The 15,953-nt window shown below is 59.1% G+C and carries 14 protein-coding genes; 11 read left to right on the plus strand and 3 right to left on the minus strand.

All coding sequences use genetic code 11. The features are described from left to right. The first annotated feature begins 98 nt into the window (after nt 1–98). The 6 genes from kdpF (at nt 99) to AC790_RS11675 (ending at nt 7,833) form a co-directional block, all read left to right on the plus strand. Nucleotides 99–188, plus strand: a complete 90-nt coding sequence (kdpF, locus tag AC790_RS24195) for a K(+)-transporting ATPase subunit F (RefSeq protein ID WP_081113208.1) — start codon at nt 99–101, stop codon at nt 186–188. Then, nucleotides 188–1,867, plus strand: coding sequence for a potassium-transporting ATPase subunit KdpA (gene kdpA / locus AC790_RS11655; RefSeq protein ID WP_049851883.1), 1,680 nt, complete (start codon nt 188–190; stop codon nt 1,865–1,867). Before kdpF ends, kdpA begins: the two co-directional genes overlap by 1 nt. Before the next feature lie 7 nt (nt 1,868–1,874). Further along, on the plus strand, nt 1,875–3,923 hold the full coding sequence (gene kdpB / locus AC790_RS11660) for a potassium-transporting ATPase subunit KdpB (RefSeq protein ID WP_049851884.1): 2,049 nt from the start codon (nt 1,875–1,877) through the stop codon (nt 3,921–3,923). An 11-nt stretch (nt 3,924–3,934) separates the two neighbouring features. Beyond that, complete coding sequence (kdpC, locus tag AC790_RS11665) at nt 3,935–4,507, plus strand: potassium-transporting ATPase subunit KdpC (protein ID WP_049851885.1); 573 nt, start codon at nt 3,935–3,937, stop codon at nt 4,505–4,507. Nucleotides 4,508–4,596: 89 nt separating this feature from the next. Continuing rightward, complete coding sequence (kdpD, locus tag AC790_RS11670; RefSeq protein WP_049851886.1) at nt 4,597–7,269, plus strand: two-component system sensor histidine kinase KdpD; 2,673 nt, start codon at nt 4,597–4,599, stop codon at nt 7,267–7,269. Between the two features lie 54 nt (nt 7,270–7,323). Continuing rightward, nucleotides 7,324–7,833 (plus strand): TIGR00645 family protein, encoded by a 510-nt coding sequence (locus AC790_RS11675; protein WP_049851887.1) that lies wholly within the window; start codon nt 7,324–7,326, stop codon nt 7,831–7,833. Between the two features lie 119 nt (nt 7,834–7,952). On the opposite strand, the gene AC790_RS11680 is transcribed toward AC790_RS11675, so the two are convergent. Next, on the minus strand, nt 7,953–8,885 hold the full coding sequence (locus tag AC790_RS11680; protein WP_007889936.1) for a LysR family transcriptional regulator: 933 nt from the start codon (nt 8,883–8,885) through the stop codon (nt 7,953–7,955). A 92-nt stretch (nt 8,886–8,977) separates the two neighbouring features. Here AC790_RS11680 and AC790_RS11685 point away from each other — a divergent pair, with 92 nt between their 5' ends. The 4 genes from AC790_RS11685 to AC790_RS11700 all read left to right on the plus strand — a co-directional run bounded on the left by AC790_RS11685 (nt 8,978) and on the right by AC790_RS11700 (nt 13,049). Then, nucleotides 8,978–10,183 (plus strand): MFS transporter, encoded by a 1,206-nt coding sequence (locus tag AC790_RS11685; RefSeq protein ID WP_049851965.1) that lies wholly within the window; start codon nt 8,978–8,980, stop codon nt 10,181–10,183. 54 nt (nt 10,184–10,237) lie between these two features. After that, complete coding sequence (locus AC790_RS11690) at nt 10,238–11,587, plus strand: sodium:proton antiporter (RefSeq protein ID WP_007889933.1); 1,350 nt, start codon at nt 10,238–10,240, stop codon at nt 11,585–11,587. A gap of 26 nt (nt 11,588–11,613) precedes the next feature. Next, nucleotides 11,614–11,961: a hypothetical protein gene (locus tag AC790_RS11695; RefSeq protein ID WP_049851888.1), complete on the plus strand. Its 348-nt coding sequence runs from the start codon at nt 11,614–11,616 to the stop codon at nt 11,959–11,961. Nucleotides 11,962–12,152: 191 nt separating this feature from the next. Next, nucleotides 12,153–13,049 carry an alpha/beta hydrolase gene (locus AC790_RS11700; RefSeq protein ID WP_049851889.1) on the plus strand — a complete coding sequence of 299 codons (897 nt, stop codon included), beginning with the start codon at nt 12,153–12,155 and terminating at the stop codon, nt 13,047–13,049. Nucleotides 13,050–13,177: 128 nt separating this feature from the next. On the opposite strand, the gene AC790_RS11705 is transcribed toward AC790_RS11700, so the two are convergent. Further along, nucleotides 13,178–14,095, minus strand: coding sequence for a bestrophin family protein (locus AC790_RS11705; protein WP_049851890.1), 918 nt, complete (start codon nt 14,093–14,095; stop codon nt 13,178–13,180). 253 nt (nt 14,096–14,348) lie between these two features. Here AC790_RS11705 and AC790_RS11710 point away from each other — a divergent pair, with 253 nt between their 5' ends. Further along, nucleotides 14,349–14,990 (plus strand): hydrolase, encoded by a 642-nt coding sequence (locus AC790_RS11710; protein WP_007889925.1) that lies wholly within the window; start codon nt 14,349–14,351, stop codon nt 14,988–14,990. A 1-nt stretch (nt 14,991) separates the two neighbouring features. Here the strand turns inward: AC790_RS11710 and AC790_RS11715 are convergent, their stop codons facing one another. Then, nucleotides 14,992–15,894 (minus strand): LysR family transcriptional regulator, encoded by a 903-nt coding sequence (locus AC790_RS11715; RefSeq protein WP_049851891.1) that lies wholly within the window; start codon nt 15,892–15,894, stop codon nt 14,992–14,994. Nucleotides 15,895–15,953 lie beyond the last annotated feature (59 nt).

Genomic DNA, 15,953 nt, shown 5'->3' on the forward strand with positions numbered 1-15,953 from the left:
TTTTTATACTTTATTTACGCCTGATTCCCGCCTTTTTACCTCTTCTTTATGCCGCGCCGCGCATGCTTGCAGCACTACCAAATCCTCTGGAGGTTGCTGTGAGTGTGGGCGTGATAGCCGGCATCGTGCTGGTATTTGTTCTTCTGGGCTACCTGATTTATGCCCTGCTTAATGCGGAGGCGTTCTGATGGCTGCGAATGCATTCTTGCTGATTGCGGTGTTCCTGCTGGTGCTGATGGTGCTGGCACAACCGCTGGGACGTCTCCTCGCGCACTTTGTCGCCGACAAGCCGCTGCTGCCGCGCACCGAACGCGCGCTGTGGCGGCTGGCCGGTGCGGATGGCGCCGCCATGCGCTGGCCGCATTATCTGCTGGCGATTCTGCTGTTTAACGCACTCGGTTTTGCTGTGTTACTGCTGATGTTGATGTCGCAGGCGGCGCTGCCGCTTAACCCGCAGCATCTGCCCAATCTGAGTTGGGATCTGGCGCTGAATACCGCCATCAGCTTTGTCACCAACACCAACTGGCAATCCTACGCGGGCGAAAGCACGCTGAGCTATTTCAGTCAGATGGCGGGCCTGACGGTGCAGAACTTCCTGTCGGCGGCGACCGGTATCGCGGTGGCGTTTGCGCTGATTCGTGGTTTCGCTAACCGTTCGCTGGCGACGCTCGGCAACGCCTGGCGCGACCTGACGCGTATCACCGTTTACGTGCTGCTGCCGATCAGCTTAGCGATGGCGCTGTTCTTCGTCAGCCAGGGCAGCATTCAAACCTTCGAACCTTACCACGCGCTCACCACGCTGGAAGGGGCGCGGCAGACGCTGCCGCTCGGTCCGGTGGCGTCGCAGGAAGCGATCAAAATGCTTGGCACCAACGGCGGCGGTTTCTTCAACGTTAACTCAGCGCATCCGTTCGAAAACCCGACGGCGCTGACTAACTTCGTGCAGATGCTGAGCATCTTCCTGATTCCAGCGGCGCTCTGTTTCACCTTTGGTCAGCATCTTGGCGATCGTCGTCAGGGCCACATGCTGCTGTGGGCAATGACCATCATGTTCGTGCTCGCGGTGATCACCGTGATGTGGGCCGAACTGCGCGGTAATCCGCACTTTCTCGCGCTTGGCGCGGACAGCGCCATCAACATGGAAGGCAAGGAGACGCGCTTCGGCATTCTCAACTCCAGCCTGTTCGCGGTGATCACCACCGCCGCGTCGTGCGGAGCGGTCAACGCGATGCATGACTCCTTTACGGCGCTTGGCGGCATGGTGCCGATGTGGTTGATGCAGCTAGGCGAAGTGGTGTTTGGCGGCGTCGGTGCGGGCCTGTACGGCATGCTGCTGTTCGTGCTGCTCGGCGTGTTTATCGCCGGGTTGATGATCGGTCGCACGCCGGAATACATGGGCAAAAAGATCGACGTGTGGGAGATGAAGATGACCGCGCTGGCGATTCTGGTGACGCCAACGCTGGTGCTGCTCGGGAGCGCGCTGGCAATGATGACCGACGCCGGACGCGCGGGCATGGCCAATCCGGGTATTCATGGCTTTAGCGAAGTGCTGTACGCGGTGTCATCGGCGGCCAACAACAACGGCAGCGCCTTTGCGGGACTCAGCGCCAACACGCCGTTCTGGAACCTGCTGCTGGGCTTCTGCATGTTGGTGGGGCGTTTCGGCATCATCATTCCGGTGCTGGCGATTGCCGGTTCGCTGGCGGCGAAGAAAATTCAGCCGGTGGGCAACGGCACGCTGCCAACGCACGGCCCGCTGTTTATCGCGCTGCTGATTGGCACCGTCTTGCTGGTGGGCGCATTGACGTTCATCCCCGCACTGGCACTTGGCCCGGTCGCGGAACATCTGCAATTAATTCAGGGATAACGGAATCATGAGTCGTCAACAACTGGCGCTGTTTGATGCGGCGCTCACTCGCGTTGCCATGCTGGATGCGCTGAAAAAACTCGATCCGCGCGTGCAGTTCCGCAATCCGGTGATGTTTTTGGTGTGGATCGGCAGCGTGCTGACCTCGGTATTGGCGGTCGGCATGGCAACCGGCTCGCTCAGCGGCAGCGCGGGCTTTACCGCCAGCGTCGCCATCTGGCTGTGGTTTACCGTGCTGTTTGCCAACTTCGCCGAAGCGCTGGCGGAAGGGCGCAGTAAGGCGCAGGCCAACAGCCTGAAAGGCATCAGCAAAACCAGCGATGCGAAAAAACTGGCGGAAGCGCGCTACGGCGCAGCGTGGCATAACGTGGCCGCCGATACGCTGCGCAAGGGCGATGTGGTGCTGGTGGAAGCCGGCGACATCATCCCCTGCGACGGCGAAGTGCTGGAGGGCGGCGCATCGGTGGATGAGAGCGCGATTACCGGTGAATCCGCACCGGTTATCCGTGAATCGGGCGGGGATTTCTCATCGGTAACCGGCGGTACGCGCATTCTCTCTGACTGGCTGGTGGTGCAGTGCAGCGTCAATCCGGGTGAAACCTTCCTCGACCGCATGATTGCGATGGTGGAAGGCGCCAAACGCCGTAAAACGCCGAACGAAGTGGCGCTGACCATTCTGCTGGTGTCCCTGACGATCGTGTTCCTGCTGGCAACCGTTACGCTGTGGCCGTTCTCCGCTTATGGCGGCACGCCAGTGAGCATCACGGTGCTGGTGGCGCTGCTGGTGTGTTTGATTCCGACCACCATCGGCGGCCTGCTGTCGGCCATCGGTGTGGCGGGGATGAGCCGTATGCTCGGCGCCAACGTTATCGCCACCAGCGGCCGTGCGGTGGAAGCGGCGGGTGACGTCGATGTGCTGATGCTGGATAAAACCGGCACCATCACGCTCGGTAACCGTCAGGCGACGCAGTTCTTGCCCGCGCCGGGCGTCAGCGAGCAGCAGTTGGCCGATGCGGCGCAGCTGGCATCGCTGGCCGATGAGACGCCGGAAGGGCGCAGCATCGTGGTATTGGCGAAGCAGAAATTTAACCTGCGCGAACGCGACCTGAGCAGCATGGGTGCGAGCTTTATTCCATTCTCGGCGCAAACGCGCATGAGCGGTGTGAACGTGCAGGATCGGCTGATCCGCAAAGGCGCGGTCGATGCGGTGCGTCGCCACATTGAAGCCAATCATGGCCGCTTCCCAACGGAAGTGAACGCTGCGGTTGAAGAAGTGGCGCGTGCTGGCGGCACACCGCTGGTGGTAGCCGAAGGCGCGCAGGTGCTGGGCGTGGTGGCGCTGAAAGATATCGTTAAAGGCGGCATCAAAGAGCGCTTTGCCGAGCTGCGCAAGATGGGCATCAAAACGGTGATGATTACCGGTGATAACCCATTAACTGCGGCGGCGATTGCGGCCGAAGCGGGCGTTGATGATTTCCTGTCGGAAGCCACGCCGGAAGCCAAGCTGGCGCTGATTCGCCAGTATCAGGCCGAAGGACGATTAGTGGCGATGACCGGCGACGGCACCAACGACGCCCCGGCGCTGGCGCAGGCCGACGTGGCGGTGGCGATGAACTCGGGAACCCAGGCGGCGAAAGAGGCCGGCAACATGGTCGACCTCGACTCCAACCCGACCAAACTGCTGGAAGTGGTGCACATCGGTAAACAGATGCTGATGACGCGCGGTTCGCTCACCACCTTCAGTATCGCCAACGACGTGGCGAAGTATTTCGCCATTATTCCGGCCGCGTTTGCCGCCACCTATCCGCAGCTCAATATGCTGAACGTGATGGGGCTGCATTCGCCCAATTCGGCGATTCTGTCGGCGGTGATTTTCAACGCGCTGGTGATTGTGTTCCTGATTCCGCTGGCGCTGAAAGGCGTGAGTTATCGTCCGTTGAGCGCCGCGGCGCTGCTGCGTCGCAACCTGTGGATTTATGGCGCGGGCGGTTTAGTGGTGCCGTTTATCGGGATTAAAGCTATCGACCTGCTGCTGACGCTGCTTGGTCTGGCTTGAGGAGAAGAGAAATGAGTCAGTTACGTCCGGCTATTGTATTGTTAATGGTGCTTACGTTGCTCACCGGCGCGGTCTATCCGCTGCTGACCACCGGTCTGGCCCAGTGGTGGTTTCCGTCGCAGGCCAACGGTTCGCTGATTGAGCAGGATGGCGCGGTGCGCGGCTCCGAGCAGATGGGTCAGGTGTTTACTCAGCCGGGCCACTTTTGGGGGCGTCCTTCCGCCACCGGTGATGCGCCTTATAATGCGCTGGCCTCGAGCGGCAGCAATCTGGCGGGCAGCAATCCGGCGCTGGATAAAGCGGTGGCGGAGCGCGTCGCCGCGCTGCGTGCAGCCAATCCGCAGGCGCCCAAAGCGGTGCCGGTAGAGTTAGTGACCGCGTCGGCGAGCGGCCTGGATCCGGATATTTCGCCCGAAGCCGCCTTGTGGCAAGCGCCGCGCATTGCCGCCGCGCGCAACATGGCGTTGAAGGATGTGGAAGCATTGATTGCCCGCCACACCGAGCGCCCGCTGTTGCCGTTTATTGGCGAAGAGACGGTAAACGTGCTGCGCCTGAATCTGGCGCTGGATGATTTGCAAGGTTAAACCGATTGCGCAATGAATTGCGCCGCTACGGTATGTGCACGTCATCGTAGCGGCGCGATTTATCGCGCGGTTTTTACAATGGACGATCGATGAACGACGACATTTCCCGCCCCAATCCCGATGCGCTGCTGCTCAATCACAGCGACAGCCATCGCGGTAAACTGAAAATCTACTTCGGCGCCTGCGCGGGCGTGGGAAAAACCTTCGCCATGTTGCAGGAGGCGCAGCGTCTGCGCGCGCAGGGGCTCGACGTGTTAGCCGGCGTGGTGGAAACCCATGGCCGTGAAGAGACCGCCGCGCTGATTAACGGGCTGGCGGTGTTGCCACGTCGTACCTCCGGGCGTTCGCGCCATGCTGAATTCGATCTCGATGCCGCGCTGGCGCGCCACCCGGCGGTGATTCTGATGGATGAGCTGGCGCACACCAACGTGCAGGGTTCGCGCCATCCGAAACGCTGGCAGGATATTGAGGAGCTGCTCGAGGCGGGCATTGACGTCATCACTACCGTTAACGTGCAGCATCTGGAAAGCCTGAATGATGTGGTCGGCGGCGTCACCGGCATCCAGGTACGTGAAACCGTGCCCGATCCCTTCTTCGATAGCGCCGACGAAGTGGTGCTGGTGGATCTGCCGCCGGACGATCTGCGTCAGCGGCTGAAAGAGGGCAAAGTTTACGTCGGCGATCGCGCCGAACGCGCCATCGAAAACTTCTTCCGCAAAGGCAATCTGTTCGCGCTACGCGAGCTGGCGCTGCGTCGTACCGCCGATCGCGTGGATGACCAGATGCGCGCCTGGCGCGACCAGCAGGGCCGCGACAAAGTGTGGCACACGCGCGATGCCATTCTGCTGTGTATTGGTGATGATACCGGCAGCGAAAAGCTGGTCCGCACCGCCGCGCGATTGGCGGCACGGCTCGGCAGCGCATGGCACGCGGTGTATGTGGAAACGCCGCGCCTGAATCGCCTGCCGGAAGCACGGCGTCGTGCCATTCTGCGCACGCTGCAGCTGGCGCAGGAGCTCGGCGCGGAAACCGCCACGCTCTCCGATCCTGATGAAGCGCGTGCGGTGTTGCGTTATGCGCGCGAACACAATCTCGGCAAAATCGTCATTGGACGGCAGCCACAGCGGCGCTGGCGGCGCGACAGTTTTGCCCAGCGTCTGGGCGAACTCGGCCCGGATGTTGATTTACTGGTGGTCGCGCTGGATGAACCGGTGCGCGACGCGCCGCATCCGCTCAGCGGCCAGCGCGGTAGCAGCGAAAAATGGCGGCTCTATCTGCGCGGCTGTTTGATGGCGCTGCTGCTGTGTATTTTGGTCACGACGGTGGGCCGCTGGCTGCTGGTGGCGTTTGATCCGGCTAACAGCGTGATGATTTATCTGCTAGCGGTGGTGTTGGTGGCGCTGCGCTATGGTCGCTGGCCGTCGGTGTTCGCCACGGTGATCAACATCATTGCCTTCGACCTGTTTTTCGTCGCGCCGACCGGCACCGTGGCGGTGTCGGATTTGCAGTATCTGGTGACCTTTGCGGTGATGCTGGCGGTGGGGGTGATTGTCGGGAATCTGACGGCGGGCGTGCGCTACCAGGCCAAAGTGGCGCGCTATCGCGAACAGCGTGCGCGCCATCTGTATGAGATGGCGAAAGCCCTCGGCAGCGACCTCACGCCGCAGGATATCGCCACCACCAGCCAGCGCATTATTGATGTCACCCTGCAGGCGCGCAGTTTGCTGCTGCTGCCCGATGAGCAGGGCGAGCTGCAAACTATTGGCGATAGCGCAATGGGCACGCCGCCGGATCTCGCCATCGCCAAATGGAGCTACAGCAAAGGCCAGCCAGCGGGCGCTGGCACCGATACCTTACCAGCGGTGCCGTACCAGATTCTGCCACTGAAAAGCGGCCATCACTGTCGCGGTTTGCTGGTGGTTGAACCGGAAAACCTGCGCCAGCTGATGATCCCCGAGCAGCAGCGCCTGCTGGAAACCTTCACCGTGCTGATCGCCAACGCGCTGGAACGCATGGCGCTGTCGCACAGTGAAGCGGCATCGCGCCTTGCCGCCGAGCGCGAGCAGCTGCGTAATGCGCTGCTGTCAGCACTGTCACACGATCTGCGTACGCCACTGACGGTGCTGTTTGGTCAGGCGGAGATGCTAATGCTCGATCTGGCCAGTGAAGAGTCAAAGTTTGTCGGCCAGGCCAATCAGATTCGTGAGCAGACGCTGAGCACCATCCGCCTGGTGAGCAACATGCTGGATATGGCGCGCATTCAATCCGGTGGACTCAATCTGCGCGAAGAGTGGGTGGCGCTGGATGAGGTGATTGGCGGGGCGCTGAGCAGTATGGGGCCGTCGTTGAAAGGCCACGAATTTACGCTCGATTTGCCAGAGATGGTGCTGATTAAAGGCGACAGCGCCATGCTGGAACGGGTGTTTACCAATCTTGTCGAAAATAGCCTGAAATACGCGGGCAACGCCGCGCAGCACGGTATTCGCGCCTGGTGCGAGCGCGATCGGCTGGAGATTGCGGTGTGGGACAGCGGGCCGGGTATTGCGCCGGAGAACCTGACGCGCATTTTTGACAAGTTCGCACGCGGCGATAAAGAGTCGGCGGTGCCGGGCGTGGGGCTGGGATTGGCGATTGGCAAAACCATTATTGAATCCCACCGTGGACGCATCTGGGCGGAGAATCGACCGGAAGGCGGCGCGGTGTTTCGTTTGTCCCTGCCGCTGCCGGCAGCGCCAGAAATTTCTGAAGAAGGGCTGAAATAACTTCACATAAGTTCGGTTATACTCGCCCACTTGTCTGTTGATTAATGGGAACTTATGGAACGTTTTATCGAAAACCTGATGTATTCATCGCGCTGGCTGCTGGCTCCGGTTTACATGGGACTTTCGTTGGGCCTGCTGGTGCTGACTATCAAATTCTTTCAGGAGATTTTTCACCTGTTGCCGCACGTTTTCAGCATCGCCGAAAACGATCTGATTCTGCTGCTGCTGTCGCTGGTGGATATGACGCTGGTCGGCGGCTTGCTGGTGATGGTGATGCTCTCGGGCTACGAGAACTTTGTCTCCAAGCTGGATATTGATGAGCACAGAGAGAAGCTGAGCTGGCTCGGTAAAATGGACTCCGGCTCGTTGAAAAACAAAGTCGCGGCCTCGATTGTGGCGATTTCGTCAATTCACCTGCTGCGCATCTTTATGGACGCCCGCAACGTCGAAAACGAAAAGCTGATGTGGTACGTGATTATCCACCTGACGTTTGTGCTGTCGGCGTTTGTAATGGGCTGGCTGGATAATATGTCGAAGGCGGATAAGAACGCTGCGAAGATGTAGGGTGGTGTGCGCTGTTCCCTCACCCTAACCCTCTCCCACAGGTGGGAGAGGGAACCGATTGATGCACGGTCCGCCCCCTCGCCCGCTTGCGGGAGAGGGCTGGGGTGAGGGAAAAACCGCTACCGCGTTGCTGGCTGCGCGCCCGCCAGCTTAGGCATCACTTCACGAATCATTTCGAAAAACTGCCGTAGTCGTGCCGGATAATAGCTGGCCCACGGATAAGTCAGCCACACCGGCAGCGGTGGCGCTTGCCACTCCGGCATTAACTGAATCAGATCCCCTTTAGCCAAATCTTCCTGCACCACCCAGGATGACACCACTGCTGCGCCCATCCCCGCCACGGCGGCTTTGCGCACCGCGTACAAACTGTCGCTGGCGAGACGTGGCGCAATCGCCAGATTCACCGGCTGGCCGTCGCTGATACGCTGTAAGGCGATTTCGTTACGATAAAAACTGGTCAACGCCAGCCACGGCAGGTTGTTGAGCTGCGTTACTTCGGTCACTGGCGGATAGGCCGCCAGCAGCGATGGCGCGGCCACCACAAAGCGCGGCACTTCAGCCAGCAATATCGCCACGATGGATGAGTCGCTCGGCGCACCGACCTGGATCGCGCAATCGATGTTTTCGCTGATAAAGTCCGGCGTGCGGTCATTCAGCATCCACTCTACCGTTAAGCGCGGGTAGCGGTGCAGATAATCAATCAGCGGCTCAATCAGCTGATCCTGACCAAAGGCGTGCGGTGCGCGCACGCGCAGGGTGCCAATCGGATCGTCGCTGGCTCCGGTCAGATCATCTTCCAGCGCATGCCAGGTCGCCACCAGCTGACGCGCCTGCGCATAGCAGCGCTCGCCATCATCGGTGAGCTTCAGCGCATGCGTGGTGCGCATAATCAGTTTGAGACCGAGCCGCTGCTCAAGTGCCTGCAGCCGACGGCTGATGGTGGGCTGCGTGGTGCCGAGCTGGCTTGCTGCTGCCGAAAGCGATCCACTCTCGACGATGCGGATAAAGGTCTGCATCAGTTCGATGCGATCAACGCTGGAAACCGTGTTCATACGTACCACGCATAACAGTTCTGTGTTTGAGCAGTCTACCGCGTATGGCGGTAACGCGCTTTAATAAGCGCACTTTCACGGGGGAATCCATTATGTCAGTCATCTCATCTTCAGCCATGCCCGCTGAGAAACTGCCCGCGCCGCTGGTGTTTACGCTCGCCGCCGGTGCTGGACTCAGCGTTGCATCGATTTACTACAGCCAGCCGATGCTGGATATCATCAGCAAACAGTTCAACGTCGGGATTGGTAGCGTGGGCATGGTGCCGATGCTGACGCAAGCCGGCTACGCGCTCGGCATTCTGCTGCTGGCCCCGCTCGGCGACCGCCACGATCGACGCACCATCATCCTGATCAAAGGCTTGCTGCTGGTTGCCGCGCTGCTGCTGTGTGGCTTTTCGGGCGGGTTGAACGCGTTGCTGATCGCCAGCTTCGTCACCGGCTTAACCGCCACCGTGGCGCAGGACATCGTACCGGCTTCGGCGGCGTTAGCGCCGGAGCGCAGTCGCGGCAAAATCGTCGGCACGGTGATGACGGGCTTGCTGGTGGGGATTTTGCTGTCTCGCGTGGTGAGCGGCGTGGTGGCGGAGTATTTCGGCTGGCGCACCATGTACCTGATAGCGGCCGTAGCGGTGTTGCTGATTAGCGGTGCGCTGTGGCGCGTGTTACCGCGCTTTACGCCAGGCACTTCGGTGAGCTATCCGCGTCTGCTGCTGTCGCTGGCTCATCTGTGGCAGCACCATCAAACTTTGCGGCGCGCGGCGTTGGCGCAGGGCCTGTTATCGGTTGGCTTTAGCGCCTTCTGGTCAACGCTGGCGTTAATGCTAAGCGACAAATTCCATCTGGATAGCGCCGTTGCCGGTGCGTTCGGCCTGGCCGGTGCGGCAGGGGCGTTAGCGGCACCGTTAGCCGGTAGCGTGGCGGATCGTATCGGTCCCGCACGTGTCACGCAGTACGGTGCCACATTGGTGATGGTATCGTTCGCGTTGATGTTCCTGCTGCCGCTGTTGCCGATGCCAGCGCAGCTTGGTCTGATTATCCTCAGCACCATCGGTTTTGATTTGGGTGTGCAGGCCACGCTGGTGGCGCATCAGACGCTGGTTTACAGCCTGGCACCGGAAGCGCGCAGTCGTCTTAACGCCTTGATGTTTACCGTGGTCTTTATCGGCATGGCAACCGGTGCGGCGCTGGGTAGCCTGGCGCTGGCGCATTGGGGCTGGACCGGTGTGGTCGCGCTCTCGACGCTAGCCGCTGCGCTTGCCTTGATGATTCGCCTGGCAAGCCGTCATCTGAAAAACTAACCGCGTAACATGTGCCAGGCTTAAAGGAAGAATATTATTTAAAAACGGAGCGTTATGAATTTCCTGGCCTGGACCGCCGCCACCGGCGGTCTGCTACTTCTTATGTCACTGGCTTCCGGCTGGATTCACCGCGGGCCAGTGACCTCATTTGGTCTCTATCTGTTCGCGGGTATCCTCTGTGGCCCGTGGATGCTCAATCTGCTGCAAGTCGATATTATCGGTCACGCCAATCTCGCTGCGCACATCACTGAAATTACCATGGCCGCCTCGCTGTTTATCACCGGGCTCAAGCTGCGTTTGCCGCTCAATGCGCATGCGTGGCGCATCGGCGTGCGGCTGGCGTTTCCGGCGATGCTGCTGACGGTAGGCAGTATGACGGTGCTGGTGCACTGGATCACCGGCTTTGACTGGGCGCTGTCGCTGGCATTTGGTGCCATTGTGGCGCCGACCGATCCGGTGCTTGCCAGCCTGATTTCCGTCAATGATGCGCGCGATGACGATGCGCTGCGCGTGGCGCTCTCCAGCGAAGCCGGCATGAACGACGGCTCGGCGCTGCCGCTGCTGATGCTGGCCATGTTGATGCTGCAGCCGGGCGCGCTGAACATGGCTTCATTCGGCGAATGGTTCGCCAAAGACGCGCTTTGGGCGATCGGCGGCGGGTTGGGGATAGGTTTTGCGCTGGGCTGGCTGATTGGCCAACTGGCGACGCATCTACGCACCGCTAATCAGGATGTGGCGCCGAACGATCTGTTTGCTCTTGCGCTGATTGCGCTCAGCTACGCCGCTGCGCAGTCGGTTGATGCTTCCGGCTTCCTCGCGACTTTCGCCGCCGGCGTCGGTTTGCGTCGTGCGGAATTACGCGTAGTGAAGCACTATCCGCAGGATGAGATGTCAGAAGAGGAGCGTTTCTTACCGGCAGAAGCGCGGGTGAATACCGGTCAACGTATGGCGCAAGGCAGTAGCGGCATGGTGAAATCGGTCGGTTTGGTGATCGGCGATGCGCTCTCCTTTGGTGATACTATCGAGCGCTTGCTCGCCGCAGGCATGATGGTGGTGCTCGGCATTACGCTGGCGCAGCACTGGAATCTCACCGGCATTGGCCTGGCGCTATTGCTGTTTGTGGTGGTGCGTCCGTTGGCGGTGTGGATCACTACGTGGCGTTGCGATATTCCGTTAATGCGACGGCTGCTGATTGGCTGGTTGGGTATTCGCGGCATCGGCAGTATCAATTATATTGCCTATGCATGGGTGCACGGCATGCGTGGACCCGAGGCGGAGCAGATGGTGGATATGGCGTTGACGTTAGTGGTGTGCAGTATTGTGCTGCACGGCATCACGGTAACGCCGTTGTTAAACTGGCGTGCTGCCCGTCAGGCCGCACGCGCGGAGCGCAACGAAAACTGATTTATTGGAAATTATTGGAGCCTGTTATGAAAGCGTTATTACTCGCCCTCGTTGGGCTGTCTCTTTCGGCCGGTGTGTTTGCTGCCGAGGGTGACAATAATCAGGAAGAGAATGTCTATGCCAGCCAGCTGTGTCATCTGGTGAGCAGCGAGAAGAGCACCAGCGATTTGGATGGCTACACCGAGAAGCTGAAGTCCCAACTGGCGGCTAGCCAGTCTTCATCGGCGATGCAGCAGCCTGAATTCAATGAAGAGATCGCGCAGGAAGTGATTAGCGCGTGGCTGGAGCTGGGCGAAGATGAGCGCGGCAAACTGCGTAAAGATCAGCAGCAATGTGAACAAACGGTGATGACCCAGTTCCAGCAACAAGACTAATACCCGTCATACTTTCTGCCGCACGAATTATTTAGGGTATTTGAAAGAACTCGCGCCTTTTTAGGCGCGTTTTTTTATGGCTTTTTTGTACGATTTACGTACATAATCGCCAACGTCGAAATCAGACATGCGTCACATAATGAGATTCAGCTGTTAAAGCTGGCATTTTTTGCATACTGGCACTGGGCAAGATGATTACACGTCGTCACTTTTTGTTGGCAACCGGAGCAACCGCTCTCTCGATGACCACGGGCAAGTTATTTGCTCGCGACGACGTCATTCCGCTGTGGCCCGACGATCCGCCTGGCGGCGGCGGCCCTTCGGGTTTGCTTAAAGTTAACAAATACGGCTCCTGGACCAACATCGTTTCTCCCGCCATTCAGCGTTTCCGCCCGGAAAATCCCAACGGCGAAGCGGTGATTGTCGCAGCGGGCGGCGGCTATCGTTTTATCGGTATGGGGCGCGAAGCCTGGCCGGTCGCGCGCTGGCTCAATGCAAACGGCTACACCGTGTATGTGCTCAGCTACCGTTTGCCGGGTGAGAAGTGGCAGGCGGGCAATCTGGCGCCGCTGCAGGATGCGCAACGGGCGATTCGTCTGGTGCGCTCCATGGAGCGCAAGGTGCATCTGCTGGGCTTTTCCGCCGGCGGACATCTGCTCGGCATGGCCGCCGCGCGACCGGATTTCGCATCCTATCCGGCGCAGGACCCGCTGGATCAGGTCAGACCGAGCGTGGATAGCGTTGGCCTGATCTATCCTGTCATCACCCTCGAAGCGCCGTATCAGCACACCAACACGCACCTGATGCTGGTGGGCCATAACGTCACGCCAACCCAGGAAGCCAACTGGTCGGTGCAAAACTACGTCACGCGGCAATATCCGCCCACCTTCCTCGCGCAGGCCGAAGACGATCGCACCTCAAATCCTCACAATACCGAAATCATGCGCGATACCTGTCGCCGCATGCGCGTGCCGGTTGAGTTGATTGAGCTTAGCAGCGGCGGCCACGGTTTTGGTCTCGGCAAAGCGGGCACGCCTGCCGCGCTGTGGGATCAGGCTTATGTGCGCTGGCTGGATAATCTGGGTTAATCACGTCAGCCATAAATAGCGTCATCACGATTGGTGCGCCGATTGGGGTGGTCACCATGAATGGTGACCCTACAGAACCGGCGTAGGGTCACCATTCATGGCGACCAGGCATGCCCCATAAATATCAATCACGTCAGATTAAAATGCGCATCCGGCCGTAACGGTTCGGGCAGCGGCATGTCGCCATTCATCGCTTTCAAATTGCGTTCGATGTTGACGCACAGCGCATCGAGCGGCAGATGGTTCGGCGCGGTGCCAAACGGATGTTCCAGCTCTTCCGCTAGCGCCTCGAGCGACAAAAAGGTGTAGGAGATAAACATCGACACCAGCGGCGTCATCAGATGCAAATCCGCCACCAGCGCGAACGGCAGCAGCGTACAGAACAGATAAACGGTGCGATGCAGAATCAGGCTGTAGGCAAACGGAATGGGCGTGCTGGCGATGCGATCGCAACCGCCCAGAATGGTCGACAGCTGATTAAGATTCTCATCAATGCTCTGCCAGACGATATCCGACACCAACCCTTCATCACGGCGCTGCGCCAGCCATTCGCTGAGGCACAATAAAATCTGTGAGGTCGGCAGCGGATGATGGAGCACCGCGCTGTGCCAGCGGGCGGGCAGCAAGCGCTGCAAATCCGTCTGTACCTCCGTTTTACGCAGCCGGTGCTTCAGACACCAGCAAAACGCCAGCTGCAAGCCGGTAAATTCCCGTATCTGCTCTTCGCTGACGCCGCGAATGCTTTTAATTTGCCGCAGCAGCGATCGCTGGGTGATGTGCAGGCTGCCCCACAAATTACGCGCTTCGAGAAAACGCGCATAGCTGGCGTTGTTGCGAAAGCCGAGGAAGATAGCGATCGACACGCCTACCAGGCTAAAGGGTGCGGTGGTGAGGTGAATGCCGAAGGTGGAGTACCACGGATAGCCAAAGATGGCGATCAGCGACATTAACAGGTTGAGCGACAGGCGGAACACGATGTTGCTGAGCACCGAGCCGTGCCAGTCAAACAAGCGCATAAACCAGTGTTGATGAGGACGTACGATCATTTTGCGATGGTGTATTTTTTTGATTTTGTGGCAACAGGTTACGCCGCCCAGTTCGCTTGAACAACGCCCATTCTCAGCATTTTTAAGGCCAATGGCATAGCGATTAGCTGTTTTTTTATTGGTAAATCAATCTTCTATAAACGCTTTGAACAAGTTGTAAAATTCTTTGCGTTATCTCTTCCTGTTCACCTTCTCTAAAGTTCATTCCAGCAGCACAACACACAAATTTAAAACCACTTTAGAGGAACACATCATGTCTAAATTCGATCTGCTCGACCCACAGAACTCCACGCTGATTTTCATCGACCACCAGCCGCAGATGTCTTTTGGTGTGGCGAACATCGATCGCCAGCAGCTCAAAAATAATACCGTCGCCCTGGCGAAAACCGGCAAAATTTTCGACGTGCCGGTGATTTACACCTCGGTAGAAACCGAAAGCTTCAGCGGCTACATCTGGCCTGAACTGCTGGCGGTACACCCGGAAGCGAAGCCGATCGAACGTACCTCGATGAACTCATGGGAAGACGCGAAATTCGTTGAAGCGGTGGAGAAAACGGGCCGTAAGAAGTTGATTATCTCCGCGCTGTGGACTGAAGTGTGCCTGACATTCCCTGCCTTGATGGCGTTGAAAGAGGGTTATGAAGTGTATGTGGTGACCGATACCTCGGGCGGTACCAGCGTTGATGCGCATGAACGCTCGATTCAGCGTATGGTGCAGGCAGGCGCGGTGCCGGTCACCTGGCAGCAAGTGCTGCTCGAGTACCAGCGCGACTGGTCACGCAAAGAGACCTATGATGCGGTGATGGATCTGGTGCGTGAACACAGCGGTGCTTACGGCATGGGCGTCGATTACGCCTACACCATGGTGCACAAAGCCCCGCAGCGCACCGCCTGAATCACGATGGGCGCGGCAGGCTGACTTTCAGCGCATCAATAAACAGCCGCAGCGCCATCGACTGATGTCGGTTGGGCGGGAACCACAGCGCAATCCCCGCCGATTGCACCCGCCAATCGGCCAGCAACTCCACCAGCTGGCCGCTGCGCAATTCCTGCTCCACATACAGCGACGGCACATAAGCAATGCCTAAACCGGCGAGCGCCGCCTGTGCCATCAGCGCGTTGCTGTCCAGCGTAAGGGTGCCGGGAACATCAATCTGGTGCGTTTCAGCGGCCTGTGCATATTCCCATTGATAACGTTTACCACTCGGCAAGCGCTGGCGAATACACTGCTGTTGCAGCAGATCGCGCGGATGAACAATCGCAGCACGTCGCGCCAGATATGCCGGCGCTGCCACGGTGACAAAGGTCAGCGCACCGCCGATCGGCACCGCCACCATATCCTGCGGCACATCCTCAATCAGCCGAATGCCGGCATCAAAACCCGCGGCAGTGATATCCACCAACGCGCCTTGCGCAGCGAAATCGAGCTGGATATCGGGATAGCGCGCGCTAAAGTCCGCCACTACGTGCTGCAACAGCAAACCAATCGAGGCATCGCTGGCGCTGATGCGCAAGGTGCCGTAATGCTGATGGCGGCTGGCGGAGATGTCGTGCAGCACATCATCCATCTGATTCAGCAGAGGCGAGAGCCGATCCAGCAGCTGTTGCCCGGCATCGGTGAGCGATACGCTGCGCGTGGTGCGCTGAAACAGCTGCACGCCAAGATTGTGCTCCAGTGTTTTCACCAGATGGCTGAGCGAGGAGCGCTTCAAGCCGAGCAGTTCGGCGGCGCGGCGAAAGCTGCGCGCTTCACCGAGCGTTTTAATGGCCTGCAACTCGTGCCATGAAGGACGTCTCATTGGTGGTTTTTCCTCACCGGGTCATGCGTAATTAGGTGGATTATCACCACCAGTAAAGC

Source organism: Pantoea sp. RIT-PI-b (assembly GCF_001187905.1).
Taxonomy (GTDB): Bacteria; Pseudomonadota; Gammaproteobacteria; order Enterobacterales; family Enterobacteriaceae; genus Pantoea; species Pantoea nemavictus.